The sequence below is a fragment of the Zoogloea dura genome (assembly GCF_012927165.1).
Taxonomy (GTDB): Bacteria; Pseudomonadota; Gammaproteobacteria; order Burkholderiales; family Rhodocyclaceae; genus Zoogloea; species Zoogloea dura.
Genome location: NZ_JABBGA010000045.1, coordinates 1 through 16,249, shown reverse-complemented (window position 1 = coordinate 16,249; position 16,249 = coordinate 1). Strand labels below are relative to the sequence as shown.

Genomic DNA, 16,249 nt, shown 5'->3' with positions numbered 1-16,249 from the left:
CCGTGAGGCTTGATCCTATAACCTTGCATCAATAGAAACGCTCGCAAGAAAATACAGTCACACACCCCAAAGAACACACAAAACACTTCTTCCAGTTTGCGGTGCAGGCCACAGCCAGCACCGGACAAGTTACAGTCTGACGACCATAGCGTCTTGGAACCACTCCTTCCCATCCCGAACAGGACAGTGAAACGGGACCGCGCCAATGATAGTGCACACGCGTGCGTGAAAGTAGGTCATCGTCAGACTCACCAACAAAAACCCCCTGAACGAATACGTTCAGGGGGTTTATTGCGTCTGGAGTACGAGAACTCATTTTCATGGAAATTCACGAGCGAGCGGATTGTTGGTGAAATGCTGGGGAAGGGTCTCCGGCAGAGAGCTCTGAGGCGTGGCAAGGTAATCGACTGCGCACTAACTTGTCAGATTTCGGCTAAGCAAATATAATGTGAAATTCCTGATGCCGCTGTAGCTCAGTCGGTAGAGCAGCGCATTCGTAATGCGAAGGTCACCAGTTCGATTCCGGTCAGCGGCACCATCAGTCAAAAGCACTTAGGCCAATCCGATAGGATTGGCCTTTTTGTTGGGCGCTCATTGGGCTGGTGTTGCGGGAAGACCTGAAATGGATTGCATTTGAAGCGGACATATCCAGCAGGGCGCCATCGGGTGGCCAGGTCGGGGTATGGGCTGGTTATCCATGATTACCCAGGCCCTAATCGTTGCCTGATGATCAGGCGGAGGGGGATGTGAGAAACCCCTCTCCCGGTCAAGGCAGGTGAGAGGGGCTGCGCTGGTGGATGGATCAGAATCCGCCGAAGCCGCCACCGCCGCCGTGGTGGTCCGATGGAGCCGCTGCCGGTTTGTCTTCCGGCAATTCAGCCACGATGGCATCGGTGGTCAGGATCAGCGATGCCACTGAGGCGGCATTCTGCAGCGCCGAGCGGGTGACCTTGGCCGGATCCAGCACGCCTTGTTCCACCAGGTCGCCATAGCTGGCGTTGGCCGCGTTGTAGCCGAAGTTGCCGCTGCCCTCGATCACCTTGTTCACCACCACCGAGGCTTCATCGCCTGCGTTGGTGACGATCTGGCGCAGGGGTTCCTCGACGGCACGCAGCACGATCTTGATGCCGGCATCCTGCTCGTGGTTGTCACCCTTGAGTTCGGTGATCGCCTTGCGCGCGCGCAGGAGTGCCACGCCGCCGCCGGGGACCACCCCTTCTTCCACCGCGGCCCGGGTTGCGTGCAGGGCGTCTTCGACGCGGGCCTTCTTCTCCTTCAGTTCGACTTCGGTGGCCGCGCCCACCTTGATCACCGCCACGCCGCCGGCCAGCTTGGCCTTGCGTTCCTGCAGCTTCTCGCGATCGTAGTCGGAGCTCGCCTCGGCGATCTGCGCGTCGATGGTGGCCACGCGGGCCTTGATGGCGCCCGCACTGCCCAGCCCGTCCACCACCGTGGTGTTCTCCTTGCCGACCTCGATGCGCTTGGCCTGGCCCAGGTCTTCCAGGGTGGCCTTCTCGAGGGTCAGGCCGACCTCCTCGGCGATGACGCGGCCGCCGGTCAGGATGGCGATGTCTTCCAGGATGGCCTTGCGACGGTCGCCGAACCCCGGGGCCTTCACCGCCACGACCTTGAGAATGCCGCGGATGGTGTTCACCACCAGGGTGGCGAGGGCTTCGCCTTCCACGTCCTCGGCGATGATCAGCAGCGGACGGTTGGCCTTGGCCACCTGCTCGAGCACTGGCAGCAGGTCGCGGATGCTGGAGATCTTCTTGTCGAAGAGCAGGATGAAGGGCTCGTCCAGCGCGGCGATCTGCTTGTCCGCGTTGTTGATGAAGTAGGGCGACAGGTAGCCGCGGTCGAACTGCAGGCCCTCCACCACGTCCAGCTCGTTGGCCAGGGATTTGCCGTCCTCGACGGTGATCACGCCGGACTTGCCGACCCGGTCGATGGCGTCGGCGATGATCTGGCCGATGTCCGCGTCGGAGTTGGCGGAGATGCTGCCGACCTGGGCGATCTCCTTGCTGGTGGTGGTCGGCCGCGCGATGTTGCCGATCTCGACCACGATGGCGCTCACCGCCTTGTCGATGCCGCGCTTGAGATCGGTCGGGTTGTAGCCGGCGGCCACATACTTGAAACCTTCACGCACGATGGCCTGGGCCAGCACGGTGGCGGTGGTGGTGCCGTCGCCGGCGTTGTCGGAAGTCCGGGAGGCGACTTCCTTCACCAACTGGGCGCCGATGTTCTCGTACTTGTCCTTGAGCTCGATCTCCTTGGCGACGGAGACGCCGTCCTTGGTCACGGTGGGCGAGCCGAAGCTGCGCTCCAGCACCACGTTGCGGCCCTTGGGGCCGAGGGTCACCTTCACGGCGTCGGCAAGGATATTCACACCGGTGACGATGCGGGCGCGGGCGTCATCGCCGAAAAGCACTTTCTTGGCAGGCATTCAAATCGCTCCTGGGTTCTTTTTTGTATGGGATGGGAAAAGTCGGTGGGGGAGGGGCTCAGTCTTCGATCAGCGCGATGACGTCTTCCTCGCGCAGGACCAGCGCATCGGCGCCGTCGATCCTGACGGCCTGGCCGGCGTATTTGCCGAACAGGACCCGGTCGCCTGCCTTCACGGCGAGGGGGCGCAGTTCGCCGCTGGGCAGCAGCTTGCCGTTGCCGACAGCCAGAACCTGGCCCTGGTCAGGCTTCTCTCCGGCGCTGTCGGGAATGACGATTCCGCTGACGGTGGTGCGTTCCGGATCGAGACGCTTGACGATGATCCGGTCGTAGAGCGGGCGGATGGCCATTGTGTGTTTCTCCATTGCGTAGTTGGGCGATCAGCCGGACGGACCGGCCGCCTTCATTCCATCGCAAGGGCGATGCCAGCACTCGACGGGCTTGATTGCCAACAACTTTTCAATTGGAGGGCGTCATCCAGGTGACTGGAAATCAACAGTCCGCCGGGCACTGCTGGTGATCCGTCAGCAAATTGCTTTTTCAATTATTTCAATAGCTTGTGCGCATTTTCGGAATGCCCTCTATTTCATCCCGGCGTGCAATGCATATCTGAACAATTTGGTTTGGTGCGCTGCAATCCGGCCACACACTCCGCTCCATTCGCGCTGACCGCGCATTTATTGAATGGAGCTTTCCCATGCAGGCCGTCATCGTCGGCGCGGATCGCATCGAGGGCATCCGCAGCGAAATTCTCAGGGTCGCCGATCATTTCGGCATCAAGGACATCGATCACTGGACCGGCCGCAAGGCCTCCGAGAACCGGCGCCAGCTGTCGCGCCGGACCAGCCTGGTGGTGTTCATGTGCGACCGGGCCAATCACATGCTGATGCGCAATGTGCGCAAGCAGGCCGAGGAGCTGGGCATCCCCATGGTGTTCTGCCGGCACTCGGCCACCGAGGTGCGGGAGCGCCTGGATGAACTCGGCTGTGGCCGCTGCGTGAGCAAGGGCAAGGCCGAAGTGCTCCGCAGATCCTGATCCTGCGCGGTATTCCAGGGGATGGCGCCGGGGCGACATGCCCTTACGTCAGGTAAAAAGCAATGCAGCCGGAGCCTGCATAGCAATCAAGAATTGATTGGTTTGGGGGGGGATGGGCCGGCGCTAAAGTCGGTCCATCGCTGTTCTTGTTGCAAAGCATCATGCCCCAGACTTCTTCCACTGCCGCCGCGCCGCCCGCCATTGAACTGCGCGGCGTGTCCCGCCGCTTCGCCGACCCGGGCGGCCGTTCGGTGGGTGTGCATCCCACCAGCCTGATCGTTCCGCAGGGCGAGATCCACGGGATCATCGGCTTCTCCGGTGCCGGCAAATCCACCCTGCTGCGCATCGTCAATCTGCTGGAGCGCCCGGATGCGGGTGAGGTGGTGGTCCATGGCGAGACCCTCACCCGCCTGTCGGCAGCCGGCCTGCGCCAGGCCCGCCACCGCATCGGGATGATCTTCCAGCACTTCAACCTGCTGCATAACCTCACGGTCGCCGACAACGTGGCCCTGCCCATGCGGATTGCCGGCGAGAGCCCGGCGCGCATTGCCGAGCGGGTCAGGGTCTGCCTCGATTTCGTGGGCCTCGCCGAAAAGGCCGATGTCTATCCCGGGCGCCTGTCCGGCGGGCAGAAGCAGCGGGTTGCCATCGCCCGGGCCCTGGCGCCCGAGCCCCACGTGCTGCTGGCCGACGAGCCCACCTCGGCCCTCGACCCGCGTACCACCCTGGATCTGCTCGGGGTGCTGGCCGACGCCAACCGCAAGTTCGGCGTGACCATCCTGCTGGTCAGCCACGAGATGGAGGTGATCCGCCGCCTGTGCCATCGGGTCTCGGTCATGGAAGGCGGCCGCATTGTCGAGCAGCTCGACATCGCCGGCGGCCGTATCCCGGAAGGCTCCCGCCTGGCCGGCTGGCTGCAGGACTTCGGCGCCGTCGGCCCGGCCGCCAGCCCGTCGCCTTCAACGCCGCCGCAGGATGGCGCACCCAGCCACTTTGCCCTGGAGGCCGCCCATGCCTGAAACCACCTCCCTCTTCGACACGCTGAACGAACTGCTGCCGGAAATTCTCAAGGCCACCGGCGAGACCCTGCTGATGATGGCGATCTGCCTGTCGGCCGCCATCGTGGTCGGCGGCGCGCTGGGCCTGCTGGTCTTCCTGACCAGCCCGGGGCAGTCCCTGGGGCGTTTCCGCGCCTTCAACCTGGCGGCCAACGGCCTCATCAACGTGGTCCGCAGCTTTCCTTTCATCATCCTGCTGGTGGCGATCTCGCCCTTCACGCGGGTGATCGCCGGCACCTCCATCGGGCCGCTGGCGGCCAGCGTGCCCCTGTCCATCGCGGCGATCTTCTACTTTGCCCGGCTCATCGAGCAGACCCTGCGCGATGTACCCCGCGGCGTCATCGAAGCCGCCGAGGCCATGGGCGCCTCGCCGCTGCAGATCATCCGCCACGTGCTGCTGGTGGAGGCCCGCTCCGGGCTGGTGCTGGCCGTCACCGTGCTGGCCGTGAGCTTCCTGTCCTACTCGGCGGTGGCCGGCGTGGTGGGTGGCGGCGGCATCGGCGACCTGGCCATCCGCTACGGCTACTACCGTTTCCAGACCGATGTGATGCTCATCACCATCGTGCTGCTCGTCGTGCTCGTGCAGAGCATCCAGTTCCTCGGCCAGTGGTTCGCCCGGCACGTGGACAAGCGTTGATCCCCAATAAAACAGACCAGACCATTCTTGCCAGGAGAACACCCATGAACACCCCCCGCCGCCACTTCACCCAGCGCCTGCTCTCCGTTGCCTCCGCCGTCGGCCTCGTCGCCGCCATCGGCTTTGGCGCCACCACGGCTCACGCCCAGGAGAAGAAGACCCTGACCATCGGCGCCACCGCCGGCTCCAACTTCGACCAGCTCAAGCTCGGCATCAAGCCGGTGCTCGAGAAGAAGGGTTACACCGTCAAGCTCGTCGAGTTCAACGACTACGTGCAGCCCAACCTGGCGCTGGCCCAGGGCTCCCTGGATGCCAACCTGTTCCAGCACATCATCTATCTGAAGAAGTTCTCGGCCGACAAGGGCCTCAACCTGGTGGACATCACCAAGGCACCGATCGCCCCGCTGGGTCTCTACTCCAAGAAGCGCAAGAGCCTCGCCGAGGTGAAGGACGGCGACCGCATCACCCTGCCGAACGACCCGAGCAACCTGGCCCGTGCCCTGGTCTTCCTGGAGGCCAACAAGCTCATCAAGGTGAAGGCCGGTGTCGACCCGCTGAAGGTCACCGAGAAGGATGTGGCTGAAAACCCGCACAAGCTGGTCCTCACCCCGATCGAGGCCGCCCAGCTGCCGCGCACCCTGGACGACGCCGAGTTCGCCCTCATCAACGGCAACTTTGCCATCTCGTCCGGCCTCAAGCTGACCGAGGCGGTGGTGCTGGAGAAGACCCCCGACCACTACCTCAACGTGGTGGCCGTGAAGGCCGACGACAAGGACAAGCCCTGGGCCAAGGACATCGCCGCCGCCTTCCGCACCCCGGAATACCGCGCCGCGCTGGACAAGCACTTCGCGGGTTACGCCCGCCCCTCATTCCTGCAGTAAGGGAGCGCGACGTCCGTGACGCAACACCGAAAATACTGGGACGAAGCCCTGGAAACCCAGCCCCGTGCGGACTGGGACGCCCTCAAGCTGCAGCTCCTGCAGAAGCACCTGCTGCATGCCTACACCCACTCGCCTTACTACCGGGCCAGCTTCGATGCGGCCGGGGTGCATCCCGAGGAGGTGCGCAGCCTGGACGACATCCGGCGCTTCCCCTTCATCAACAAGCAGACCCTGCGGGAGCGCCAGCTCGCCGTGCCGCCCTTCGGCGACCTGGTGGCGGTGCCCGAGCGGGACATCGTGTACATCTCCGCCTCCAGTGGGTCCACCGGCGTGCCCACCGCCTCGCCCTTCAGCGGGCAGGACTTCGACGAGTGGATCGATTACGAGGCGCGCCAGTTCTGGTCCTCGGGCCTGCGCCCGGAAGACCGCTATGCCCACTCGCTGAACTTTTCCCTGTTCGTCGGTGGCCCCTGCGTGCTGGGCGCCCAGAAGCTTGGCGCCCTGTCCATCCACGCCGGCACCGTGCCCTCCGAGCGGCTGCTGGCCATCCTGCGCCAGTTCCAGGTCACCGCCATCTGGACCACCCCGTCCTATGCGTGGTACCTGGGCGAGACGGCCATCAAGGAGGGCATCGACCTGCGCAAGGACCTCGCTGTGCGCCGCATCTTCGTGGCCGGCGAACCCGGCGGCTCGATCCCCGAGACCCGCCAGCGCATCGAGGACCTGTGGGGCGCCTCGGTGTACGACTACTACGGTCTGTCGGACATCTTCGGCTCCTGCGCCGGCATGTGCGAGGAGAAGGACGGCCTGCACTGGGCTGAGGACCACATCCTGGTCGAGGTGCTGCACCCCGGCACCAACGAACCGGTGGAGGAGGGCGGCCGCGGCGAGATGGTGCTGACCACCCTCAAGAAGTCGGCCCGCCCGATGGTGCGCTTCCGCACCGGCGACATCGTCTCCTTCACCGCCGAGCCCTGCGGCTGCGGCCGTACCTCGATCCGCCTGCAGGGCGTGCATGGGCGCCTGGACGACATGCTCATCATCAAGGGCGCCAACATCTTCCCCAGCGATGTGGAAGCCATCGCCCGGCGCGACCATGACCTGACCGGCGAGTACCGCCTGATCGTTGAGCGGGAGAACCACCTCGACCGCCTCACCGTGGAACTGGAGCGCAGCCCGGCCTTTGCCGGCAGTGACGAGGAGCTGTCCCACCGCTTTGCCCGCCAGCTCAAGTCCATCACCGGGGTCAGCGCCAGCGTGACGATCCTGCCTGCCGATACCCTGCCGCGGGCCACCCACAAGGCCAAGCGCGTGGAAGACCGGCGCAGCGGCGTGTGGGGCTGAAAGGACTGCCGGGTGCTGCTGTGCAGCAGGCTGCTGATCCGCCAGCAGATCCTGCTGCAGGGCACGCAGTGCAGCGAATCCCGGCGAGCCTGCCCGCCGCGGCGGAATGAATGCCAAGCCCTTGTGAAATCAGGGGCTTTGGCGCGGCCGGGCAGACTTGGCCCGGTCCGGGTATGGATATTGCCAACAGGTCTCCCCGAGTCACTCATCTCTTTTGGGGGTTCCATGTCCTTCCCGCTTCGTCCCATGCTGGGCGCCACTGTCGCCCTTTCCCTGCTCGCGGCCTTTCCGGCCCAGGCCCAGACCCTGCAATCCGCCGTGCGGGCACTCGATGCCGCCGGCACCCGCAGCATCCAGCTGACCGGCAGCGGCAGCTGGTTCCAGTTCGGCCAGGCGCCGGACCCTAGCCTGCCCTGGCCGCGCTTCGAGCTCAGCCGCTACGTGGCCGACATCGACTACGAGAAGGCCGGCGCGCGGGTGCAGATCAGCCGCATCCAGGCCCTGGAGCCCGGCCGCGTGCGCCCGGCACCGGTCGAGCAGAAGGTCGACCAATACGTGAGCGGGCCGGTGGCCTGGAACCTGCCCACCGCCGCGCCGGCGGGCGGCGGCGCCCCTGCACCCCAGGCCCAGCCTGCGGCGGTCGCCGAGCGGCAGGCCGAGGTGTGGTCCACGCCGCAGGGCTTCCTGCGTGCGGCGCTGGCCCACAAGGCCAGGTCCCGCCCCCTCAAGGGCGGAGGCAGCGAAGTGTCCTTCACCCTCGACGGCCGTCACCGTTTTGTCGGCCAGATCAATGCCCGCAATGAGGTGGAGGTCGTGCGCACCTGGGTGGACAACCCCGTGCTCGGCGACACCCTCGTGGAAACCCGCTTCTCGGCCTACCGCGATTTCGGCGGGATTCCCTTCCCCGGCCGCATCGAGCGCAGCCAGGGCGGCCACCCGGTGCTCGACCTTCAGGTCAACGATGTGCGCCTGAACGCCGCCGCCGCCGTGGAGGTGCCGCCGGAGGTGGCCAGCGCTACCCGGCAGCTGCCGGTGGTCAAGGTGGACAAGCTCGCCGACGGGGTCTTCTTCCTGACCGGCGGAACGCATCACAGCGTCCTCATCGAGCAGTCAGACCACCTCGTGGTGGTGGAGGCGCCCCTCAACGAGGAGCGCTCCCTGGCCGTGATCGCCAAGGCCAAGGAGACCGTGCCGGGCAAGCCCATCAAATACCTGATCAACACCCACGCCCACTTCGACCATTCCGGCGGCCTGCGCACCTTCGTCAACGAGGGCGCCGCGATCGTCACCCCGAAGGCCAACGTGCCCTACTACCGCAAGGCCTGGTCGGCGCCGCGCAGCATCAATCCGGATGGCCTGGCCCGTTCCCGCAAGGGCGCGCTGTTTGCCGAGGTGGATGGCAAGCGGGTGCTCTCCGACGGCAAGCGCAGCATCGAGGTGCACAGCATCGTCGGCAGCGGCCACAGCGACGCCTTCGCGCTGGTCTACCTGCCCGGCGAGAAGGTGCTGGTGGAAGGGGATGCCTTCACCCCCACCGCCGCGAATGTGCCGGCGCCGGCCCGGCCCAATCCCTACTCGGTCAATCTCTACGAAAACATCCGCAAGCTGGGCCTGGAGGTGGAGCAGATCGCCGCCCTGCACGGCCCGCGCGTGGTGACCCTGGCCGACCTGCGCACGGCCATCGGCGAGGCCAGCGCCGCCCGCTGAAGCGAGTCTCCGCCCGGATTGCCTGGGTGGAAGTCGCGCATAGGAATCGTGAATAGGAATCCACCGGGGCGCGAATAAGCATCCAAGTTTTTCTTGGTTCGCTTATCCGGGCCCCCTCTCTAGACTCGATTTCACCAACCTTAGACCTCAACCCAATAGATCTCAGCCTGATAGGACGCCTCATGAAATCGCGCATCACCCGCCGCTCCCTGCTGTCTCTCGCCCTGGTGCTGGGCCTCTCCAGCCTCGCCCACGCCGACGTCAGCCTGCTCAACGTGTCCTACGACCCGACCCGCGAGCTGTACCAGGACTACAACGCCGCCTTCGCCAAGTACTGGAAGGCCAAGAACAACGAGACCGTCACCATCAAGGCCTCCCATGGCGGTTCCGGCAAGCAGGCCCGTTCGGTGATCGACGGCCTCGAGGCCGACGTGGTGACCCTGGCCCTGGCCGCCGACGTGGATGCGCTCTACGACAACGGCAAGCTGGTGCCCGCCGACTGGCAGAAGCGCCTGCCCCACAACGCCTCGCCCTACACCTCCACCATCGTCTTCCTGGTGCGCAAGGGCAACCCGAAGAAGATCAAGGACTGGAACGACCTGGCCAAGCCGGGCATCGAGGTGATCACCCCGAACCCCAAGACCTCCGGCGGCGCCCGCTGGAACTACCTGGCGGCCTGGGGCTTCGCCCTCAAGCAGCCGGGTGGCAATGACGCCACCGCCAAGGATTTCGTCAAGAAGATCTACGGCAACGTGAAGGTGCTCGACTCCGGCGCCCGCGGCTCCACCACCACCTTTGCCGAGCGCGGCATCGGCGACGTGCTGATCGCCTGGGAAAACGAAGCCTACCTGGCCGTCAAGGAGCTCGGTCCGGACAAGTTCGACATCGTCACCCCGTCCATCTCCATCCTGGCCGAGCCCCCCGTGTCGGTGGTGGACAAGGTGGTGGACAAGCGTGGCACCCGCAAGGTCGCCGAGGAGTACCTGAAGTACCTGTACTCGCCGGAAGGCCAGGACATCGCCGGCAAGAACTACTACCGTCCGACCGACGCGAAGGTGGCGGCCAAGTACTCCAAGCAGTTCGCGCCGGTGAAGCTGTTCAACATCGACGAAGTCTTCGGCGGCTGGACCAAGGCCCAGAAAACGCACTTCGCCGACGGCGGCGTGTTCGACCAGATCAGCGTCAAGTAAGGCCCGGCCGGGCTCCGGCCAGCCGGCCGGAGCAAGCGTCCGGGAGCATGCGCCGTCCCTCCCGGGGCGGCGCATTTTTCCGTGGGTGAGCGCGACAGGCCGGCAGGCCGGGCGCGCTGCCCGGACAAAGGAGTGCGCGTGCTGCAGACCGTCCTGATCGTTCCAGGCCTCGGCAACAGTGGCCCGGATCACTGGCAGACCTGGCTGGAAGGGCAATGTCCCGAAGCCCGGCGGGTCCGCAATATCGACTGGGGCTCCCCGGTGCTGGCCCGCTGGGCCACCGAGGTGCGCCGCGAAGTGGACGAGGCCGCCGGAGTGGTCTGGCTGGTGGCCCACAGCTATGGCTGTCTGGCCTCGGTGGTGGCCGCCGCCGACCGCCCCGAACGGGTCGCCGGCCTGCTGCTGGTGGCGCCGCCCGACCCGCAGCGCTTCACCGCCTTCGGGCTGCGCGACGGGCGCGACATGCCCGGCCATGGCGGCCTGGGCGAATGGATCCCGGCCACCCCCATCGGCGTGCCCAGCCTGGTGGTGGCCAGCCGCGACGACCCCTGGGCCAGCTTCGACTGTACCGCCCACTGGGCCGACTGCTGGGGCAGCCTGTTGATCGATGCCGGCCAGGCCGGCCACATCAACGTCGACTCCGGCCACGGCCCCTGGCCCGCCGGGCTGGCCCTGCTGCATGGCCTGCGCGAGTCCTACACCGGCCTGCCCCTGGGCTGCATCGACGAAGACAAGCTCAGCCACCGCGGCAAGCGCGGGGCGCTGGCCCGCCTGCGGCACCGCACCCGCTTCAGCTGGGAGGCCTTCACCCATCTGCCCGGCTGACGGCAGCCGGCCCCGGATCGATTGTGGATAGAATGGGCGCCCCGCGCCCGGCACGTGCCAGGCTGCGGATCCGCAACGGAAATCGAAATCGAGAAGGGAAAGACATGCCGGCGTCCGAGAAAGCGATCCTGGAGGACATTGCCGTCCGCTCCGTCTATGCGCTGGGCGCCAACGCGGCGAGTACCCAATACTGCTTCCGGGTCCTGCAGCGCTTCCTGGTGGATGGCGACATCCTCGAGCTGGGGCCGGCCGAGGGGGTGATGACCGGGATGCTGGTGTCCACCGGGCGCAACATCACCTGCGTGGAAGGGGCGGAAGCCTTCTGCCAGCCCCTTTCGGAGCGCTTCCCCACGGTCGAGGTGGTCCATTCGATCTTCGAGGAATACCAGCCCCGCAAGCAGTTCGCCAACATCATCATGGGCCACGTGCTCGAACACGTGGAGGACCCGGTGGCCATCCTCCGCCAGGCCAGGGAGTGGCTCCTGCCCGGGGGCATCCTGTTTGCCGCGGTGCCCAACGCCAGGTCGCTGCACCGCCAGGCCGGCGTGGTGATGGGCGTGCTCGAGGCCGAGAACGCCCTCAACGACATGGACCGGCGCCACGGGCACCGGCGCGTCTTCGACCCCGAGGGCTTCCGTCAGGTCTTTCTCCGCGCCGGCCTGTCGATCGGCTTCTTCGGCGGCTATTTCCTCAAGCCGGTGTCCTCCGGCCAGATCGAGGCCAACTGGAGCGAGGACATGCTGCAGGCCTTCATGGTGCTGGGTGAGCGCTATCCAGACATCGCCGGGGAGATCTACGTAGTGGCCTCCCGCGGCGGCACGGCCTGAGCGCCGGGGCTCAGGCAAAGGCCTGGAGGTCCTCCTCCAGCTTGCGCACGGCCTCCGGGCTGGCCTTCAGGATCGACATCATCACCGAAGTCCGGGCAATGCTCCCCAGCCGCGCGGCGTCCAGGCGCTCTTCCCGGAAATGGCTGCCGATGTTGTTGGCGTAGGGGATGAAGAAGAAGATGAAGAAGCGGTGGGCGCTGGGGTAGTTGAACTGGATCCGGCTGTTGATCGAGACGGTGCCCCGCCCGAACTTGTGGCGCAGCAGGAAGCACAGGGTCTCGGCCGTCACGGTGATGTCGGGTTCCGGCTCTTCTCCCTCCGGGCACAGCTCGAGCCGCTCCTCGAACAGGTAAAGCCTGAGGTCCTGCTCCAGGTCTGGCAGGCGGACAACGAGGGCGAAGTCCCGGTTCTGCTCCGTGACGACCGTGCTCATCGCATTGAGCGACCAGGTCTCGCTGAAGAAATGCCGGTAGGCCCGGCGGATGTCGTCGAGGCCGATGTCCCGGTTGCTGCGGTCGACTGCCTTTATCCCTGCTGCCGCGGCCTGCCAGAAGGCGATCGACTTGCGATTCTCTTCCGAGAAGTCCTGGTCGGCCAGGTCCGCCATCTCGAACACCTGGTCGGGGCGCGGCACGATGATGCGGTCGGCATGCTCCTGCAGCGCCTCCATCACCTGCGGCAGCCAGTGCCGGTTCCAGTAGAAGTTCTCCTCGTGGGAGTAATACACGAAGGACGCAAAGAGGATCAGCTTCTTCGGCTGGAACTGCGCGATATAGGTCTTCAGCCGGTCGATGACGAGCTGCTGCTGATCGAAGGGCGTGCTGTCGTCGCCCTCGTTGCCGGCCCAGTTGGCATACGAAAACTGTGTCGCCAGCAGGTCGATGCGGGGATGGCGGCTGCGGATCCGCTCGATGTTGCCGCCCAGCTCCAGGCGCGCGTCATTGGCGTTGAGGAAGGTCGAGCCGTCCGGGAATTCGATCACCGAGGCCGAGTCGTAGCCGTCGCTGACATAAATGGTCTTCCTGATGTCCCCGAAGACCTGGGGCGTGGCCTCGTCCATCTCGACGCAGTCATGCCCGTTGTCCAGCAGGTATTGGCGGACCTTGTTGTCGCGGGTCTTCTGGTAGATGAAGCGGCGCGGCGAATCGAGCTGGCGCAGGGTCGGGATCGAGAAGTGATCGGGGTGCTCGTGGGACAGCCAGATGTAATCGCAGTCGATGTCACCGAGCCGGTGCGAGTGCTCCGCCAGCAGGCGCCAGCCGTCGTTGAAGGCGCTGCCCTCGAACCACGGGTCGCACAGCATGCGGACTTGCGGGCTCTCGACCAGGAGGCAGCTGTGGTTCAAAAAGCTCACTCTGCCTGGCTGTCCGGCTGGGGATGGCGTTCCCGGAGTCATGTGTTGTCTGCTTGCTGTGGCTGAAGCCGCGCAAGTCTACCCGCGGTCGCCGGGGGTGTATAGCGCGGGGCCGGGCTTAGCGGATCCGCAGCTAAGCTAATTCCGTCGGGCCTGAAATCCTTGGCACATATTGTTGGTTCGCGCCCGCGGGGGGCGGCGCTAAGGTTGGGGCATCCACTCATCTTCCCATCCGAATCCTCCAAGGAGAGCCCCATGTCCCACTGGTTCACGGACAACGCCCAGTCCATCGGCCGCACCCCGTTGATCAAACTCAACCGCATCACCGACGGCGCCGGGGCCACCGTGCTGGCCAAGATCGAAGGGCGCAACCCGGCCTACTCGGTCAAGTGCCGGATCGGCGCCGCCCTCATCCGGGACGCCGAGAAGCGCGGCCTGCTGGGGCCGGGCAAGGAGCTGGTCGAGCCCACCAGCGGTAACACCGGCATCGCCCTGGCCTTCGTGGCGGCGGCCAAGGGCATCCCCCTGACCCTCACCATGCCCGAGACCATGAGCCTCGAGCGGCGCAAGCTGCTCCTCGCCTACGGCGCCAGGCTGGTCCTGACCGAGGGGCCCAAGGGCATGAGCGGCGCGGTGGCGAAAGCCGAAGAGATCGCCGCCTCCGATCCGGACAAGTACGTGCTGCTGCAGCAGTTCAAGAACCCGGCCAACCCGGAGATCCACGAGACCACCACCGGCCCGGAGATCTGGCAGGACACCGACGGCCAGGTCGACATCTTCGTCTCCGGTGTGGGCACCGGCGGCACCATCACCGGGGTCACCCGCTACTTCAAGCAAGGCCGCGGCAAGGCCATCCAGTCGGTGGCCGTCGAGCCGTCGGCCAGCCCGGTGCTGACCCAGACCCGCAACGGCGAGCCGCTCAAGCCTGGGCCGCACAAGATCCAGGGCATCGGCGCCGGCTTCGTGCCCGGTGTGCTCGACCTGTCCCTGGTGGACGCCATCGAGCAGGTCAGCAACGAGGACGCGGTGGACTACGCCCGTCGCCTGGCCCGGGAGGAGGGCATCCTGTCCGGCATCTCCAGCGGCGCCGCGGTGGCGGTGGCGGCCCGCCTGGCCCAGCGCCCGGAGAACGCCGGCAAGACCATTGTGGTGGTGCTGCCCGACTCCGGCGAACGCTATCTCAGCTCGGTGCTCTTCGAGGGCGTGTTCGACGCGGCAGGGCTGCCGGCATGAGTGCCAGCCGCCAGGCCGGGGGCAGCCCGGCGAACCAGGCCGACTTCCAGCGCCAGCCCGGCGACTCCGGCCACTGGGACCTGGCCGTGGTGGTCAGCGGCCTGCGCGCCGTGCGCGACCGCTGGCGCGAGTCCCAGGGGCGCACCCAGGAGTTCGGCGGACGCGAGTTCCCGTCGCGGGACGCACTTGAGCAGATCGTCGCGCAGCTGGTCGGGGCGCTCTTCCCGATGCGCCTGGGCCCCACCGACCTGCGCCAGGAGAGCGAGGACTTCTACGTCGGCTACACCCTCGACGCGGCCCTGCATGGCCTGCTCGAGCAGGTCACCCTGGAGCTGCTGCACCAGGCCCGCCATTCCGCCATCAGCGTCGACGTGGCGCGGGCCCAGGCCACCGGCCTGGTGCGCGAGTTTGCCGCGGTGCTGCCGGACATCCGGGCCCTGCTCGACACCGACGTGCTGGCCGCCTACCAGGGCGACCCGGCGGCGCGCAGCGTGGACGAGATCGTGCTGTGCTACCCCGGCGTGCTGGCGGTGATCCATCACCGCATCGCCCACCGCCTGTACCGCTTCGGCGTGCCGCTGATCGCCCGCATCGTGTCCGAGCTGGCGCATTCGGCCACCGGCATCGACATCCATCCGGGGGCCACCGTCGGCAACAGCTTTTTCATCGACCACGGCACCGGCGTGGTGATCGGCGAGACCGCGGTGATCGGCAACCGGGTCCGCCTGTACCAGGCGGTCACCCTCGGCGCCAAGCGTTTCCAGGTCAGCGAGGACGGGGCCCTGGCCAAGGGCCAGCCCCGCCATCCGGTGCTGGAAGACGACGTGGTGGTCTACGCCGGCGCCACCATCCTGGGGCGCATCACCATCGGCGCCGGCTCCAGCATCGGCGGCAACGTGTGGCTCACCCACAGCGTGCCGCCGGGCAGCCACATCAGCCAGGCCAGCCTGCAGCAGCACGCGCCGGCCCCGCGCGGGGCGCTGCATGCCGGCTTGCCCGAGGGCCTGCAGGCATGAGCACCCTGACCCGGCGTTTCGGCCTGGTGGTGCGCCGCCACCGCGTGGCCCGCGGCTGGTCGCAGGAAGAGTTTGCCGACCGGGCCGGCCTGAGCCGTTCCTACAGCGGCGAGGTCGAGCGGGGCAACTCCACGCCCTCCCTGGCCACCGTCCTGAAGATCGCCGAAGCCCTCGGCGCCAGCCCTTCCGTACTGGTCGAGGAAGCCGAGCGGGACATACGACCGGGGGGCGTGAGAGTGGCGCGCTCCCCGGTCGGTAGTTTGGTGGGGGTGTAGGGGCGGCTTCAGCTGTTTGCTTGTTTGTGCCTTTGCTGGTCGGCTTTCCTTTCTTTTGCGTTGGATTGGCCGGGAATTCGCCCCGGCGGGCGACCCCTTTCTTTGCGTCGCCAAAGAAAGGGGGAAAGAAAGGCGACCCGCCTCCCCGGTCGTTCGCGTTGCGAACGACTCCCCTGCGCTGCTCGCATCGGGCGGCCGGCGCGGAACTCGTCGGCTACGCCTCCTCAGACAGCCGCGCCGGAAGGCCCCGCCCGCTGCTGCGCTGCTCGGCGGGTCAGAACGGGCTTTTCGCAAACACCGCGCGTTTGCTGAAGCAGGGCGCGATGATCAACGAAAGAGCAAAACCCCAGCGCCTCGCACCCACCGGCCTTTCCGTAGAGGCTCGGTGCCCGGTAAAAGCCCGTTCCGACCCGCCGAGCAGCGC

15 protein-coding genes, 1 tRNA gene and 1 rRNA gene are annotated in these 16,249 nt (G+C 66.5%); 14 read left to right on the top strand and 3 right to left on the bottom strand.

Annotated elements, in window-relative coordinates; all coding sequences use genetic code 11:
• The first annotated feature begins 135 nt into the window (after positions 1-135).
• Both rrf and HHL15_RS25150 read left to right on the top strand, forming a co-directional pair.
• Positions 136-248: ribosomal RNA gene (gene rrf / locus HHL15_RS25155) — 5S ribosomal RNA — on the top strand.
• A gap of 214 nt (positions 249-462) precedes the next feature.
• Positions 463-538: transfer RNA gene (locus tag HHL15_RS25150), tRNA-Thr, on the top strand.
• Between the two features lie 264 nt (positions 539-802).
• Here HHL15_RS25150 and groL read toward each other — a convergent pair.
• Positions 803-2,443, bottom strand: coding sequence for a chaperonin GroEL (gene groL, locus HHL15_RS25145; protein ID WP_169148537.1), 1,641 nt, complete (start codon positions 2,441-2,443; stop codon positions 803-805).
• 58 nt (positions 2,444-2,501) lie between these two features.
• Complete coding sequence (locus HHL15_RS25140; RefSeq protein WP_169148536.1) at positions 2,502-2,792, bottom strand: co-chaperone GroES; 291 nt, start codon at positions 2,790-2,792, stop codon at positions 2,502-2,504.
• A gap of 347 nt (positions 2,793-3,139) precedes the next feature.
• On the opposite strand from HHL15_RS25140, the gene HHL15_RS25135 reads away from it, so the two are divergent.
• The 9 genes from HHL15_RS25135 (at position 3,140) to HHL15_RS25095 (ending at position 11,947) form a co-directional block, all read left to right on the top strand.
• Positions 3,140-3,478: a DUF2325 domain-containing protein gene (locus tag HHL15_RS25135; protein WP_169148535.1), complete on the top strand. Its 339-nt coding sequence runs from the start codon at positions 3,140-3,142 to the stop codon at positions 3,476-3,478.
• Positions 3,479-3,639: 161 nt separating this feature from the next.
• Positions 3,640-4,497, top strand: coding sequence for a methionine ABC transporter ATP-binding protein (locus tag HHL15_RS25130; protein WP_169148534.1), 858 nt, complete (start codon positions 3,640-3,642; stop codon positions 4,495-4,497).
• Positions 4,490-5,173: a methionine ABC transporter permease gene (locus HHL15_RS25125; protein WP_169148533.1), complete on the top strand. Its 684-nt coding sequence runs from the start codon at positions 4,490-4,492 to the stop codon at positions 5,171-5,173. The genes HHL15_RS25130 and HHL15_RS25125 overlap by 8 nt, the downstream gene beginning before the upstream one ends.
• Positions 5,174-5,217: 44 nt before the next feature.
• Positions 5,218-6,054: a MetQ/NlpA family ABC transporter substrate-binding protein gene (locus tag HHL15_RS25120; RefSeq protein WP_169148532.1), complete on the top strand. Its 837-nt coding sequence runs from the start codon at positions 5,218-5,220 to the stop codon at positions 6,052-6,054.
• Positions 6,055-6,069: 15 nt separating this feature from the next.
• Complete coding sequence (locus tag HHL15_RS25115) at positions 6,070-7,398, top strand: phenylacetate--CoA ligase family protein (protein ID WP_169148531.1); 1,329 nt, start codon at positions 6,070-6,072, stop codon at positions 7,396-7,398.
• Positions 7,399-7,623: 225 nt separating this feature from the next.
• Positions 7,624-9,105 carry an MBL fold metallo-hydrolase gene (locus HHL15_RS25110; protein WP_169148530.1) on the top strand — a complete coding sequence of 494 codons (1,482 nt, stop codon included), beginning with the start codon at positions 7,624-7,626 and terminating at the stop codon, positions 9,103-9,105.
• Positions 9,106-9,287: 182 nt separating this feature from the next.
• Entirely contained in the window at positions 9,288-10,295 is a 1,008-nt protein-coding gene (locus tag HHL15_RS25105) for a sulfate ABC transporter substrate-binding protein (RefSeq protein WP_169148529.1), read from the top strand.
• A gap of 138 nt (positions 10,296-10,433) precedes the next feature.
• Positions 10,434-11,120, top strand: coding sequence for an RBBP9/YdeN family alpha/beta hydrolase (locus HHL15_RS25100; protein WP_169148528.1), 687 nt, complete (start codon positions 10,434-10,436; stop codon positions 11,118-11,120).
• 104 nt (positions 11,121-11,224) lie between these two features.
• Complete coding sequence (locus HHL15_RS25095; protein WP_169148527.1) at positions 11,225-11,947, top strand: class I SAM-dependent methyltransferase; 723 nt, start codon at positions 11,225-11,227, stop codon at positions 11,945-11,947.
• 10 nt (positions 11,948-11,957) lie between these two features.
• Here HHL15_RS25095 and HHL15_RS25090 read toward each other — a convergent pair whose 3' ends face one another.
• Positions 11,958-13,301: an MBL fold metallo-hydrolase gene (locus HHL15_RS25090; RefSeq protein ID WP_169148526.1), complete on the bottom strand. Its 1,344-nt coding sequence runs from the start codon at positions 13,299-13,301 to the stop codon at positions 11,958-11,960.
• A gap of 255 nt (positions 13,302-13,556) precedes the next feature.
• On the opposite strand from HHL15_RS25090, the gene cysK reads away from it, so the two are divergent.
• Genes cysK through HHL15_RS25075 form a run of 3 tightly spaced genes read left to right on the top strand, consistent with a single transcriptional unit; the run spans position 13,557 to position 15,825 of the window.
• Positions 13,557-14,534 (top strand): cysteine synthase A, encoded by a 978-nt coding sequence (gene cysK, locus HHL15_RS25085; RefSeq protein ID WP_169148525.1) that lies wholly within the window; start codon positions 13,557-13,559, stop codon positions 14,532-14,534.
• Positions 14,531-15,550, top strand: coding sequence for a serine O-acetyltransferase EpsC (gene epsC / locus HHL15_RS25080; RefSeq protein ID WP_169148524.1), 1,020 nt, complete (start codon positions 14,531-14,533; stop codon positions 15,548-15,550). Before cysK ends, epsC begins: the two co-directional genes overlap by 4 nt.
• The gene (locus tag HHL15_RS25075) at positions 15,547-15,825 is read left to right on the top strand and encodes a helix-turn-helix domain-containing protein (RefSeq protein WP_169148523.1); all 279 of its coding nucleotides are present in this window, start codon (positions 15,547-15,549) and stop codon (positions 15,823-15,825) included. The genes epsC and HHL15_RS25075 overlap by 4 nt, the downstream gene beginning before the upstream one ends.
• Positions 15,826-16,249: the final 424 nt, after the last annotated feature.

What these genes read in the sequence shown, in the direction of transcription:
- groL (WP_169148537.1), bottom strand. Translation starts at nt 2,443, where the DNA reads ATGCCTGCCAAGAAAGTGCTTTTCGGCGATGACGCCCGCGCCCGCATC.
- HHL15_RS25140 (WP_169148536.1), bottom strand. Translation starts at nt 2,792, where the DNA reads ATGGCCATCCGCCCGCTCTACGACCGGATCATCGTCAAGCGTCTCGAT.
- HHL15_RS25135 (WP_169148535.1), top strand. Translation starts at nt 3,140, where the DNA reads ATGCAGGCCGTCATCGTCGGCGCGGATCGCATCGAGGGCATCCGCAGC.
- HHL15_RS25130 (WP_169148534.1), top strand. Translation starts at nt 3,640, where the DNA reads ATGCCCCAGACTTCTTCCACTGCCGCCGCGCCGCCCGCCATTGAACTG.
- HHL15_RS25125 (WP_169148533.1), top strand. Translation starts at nt 4,490, where the DNA reads ATGCCTGAAACCACCTCCCTCTTCGACACGCTGAACGAACTGCTGCCG.
- HHL15_RS25120 (WP_169148532.1), top strand. Translation starts at nt 5,218, where the DNA reads ATGAACACCCCCCGCCGCCACTTCACCCAGCGCCTGCTCTCCGTTGCC.
- HHL15_RS25110 (WP_169148530.1), top strand. Translation starts at nt 7,624, where the DNA reads ATGTCCTTCCCGCTTCGTCCCATGCTGGGCGCCACTGTCGCCCTTTCC.
- HHL15_RS25105 (WP_169148529.1), top strand. Translation starts at nt 9,288, where the DNA reads ATGAAATCGCGCATCACCCGCCGCTCCCTGCTGTCTCTCGCCCTGGTG.
- HHL15_RS25095 (WP_169148527.1), top strand. Translation starts at nt 11,225, where the DNA reads ATGCCGGCGTCCGAGAAAGCGATCCTGGAGGACATTGCCGTCCGCTCC.
- cysK (WP_169148525.1), top strand. Translation starts at nt 13,557, where the DNA reads ATGTCCCACTGGTTCACGGACAACGCCCAGTCCATCGGCCGCACCCCG.
- epsC (WP_169148524.1), top strand. Translation starts at nt 14,531, where the DNA reads ATGAGTGCCAGCCGCCAGGCCGGGGGCAGCCCGGCGAACCAGGCCGAC.
- HHL15_RS25075 (WP_169148523.1), top strand. Translation starts at nt 15,547, where the DNA reads ATGAGCACCCTGACCCGGCGTTTCGGCCTGGTGGTGCGCCGCCACCGC.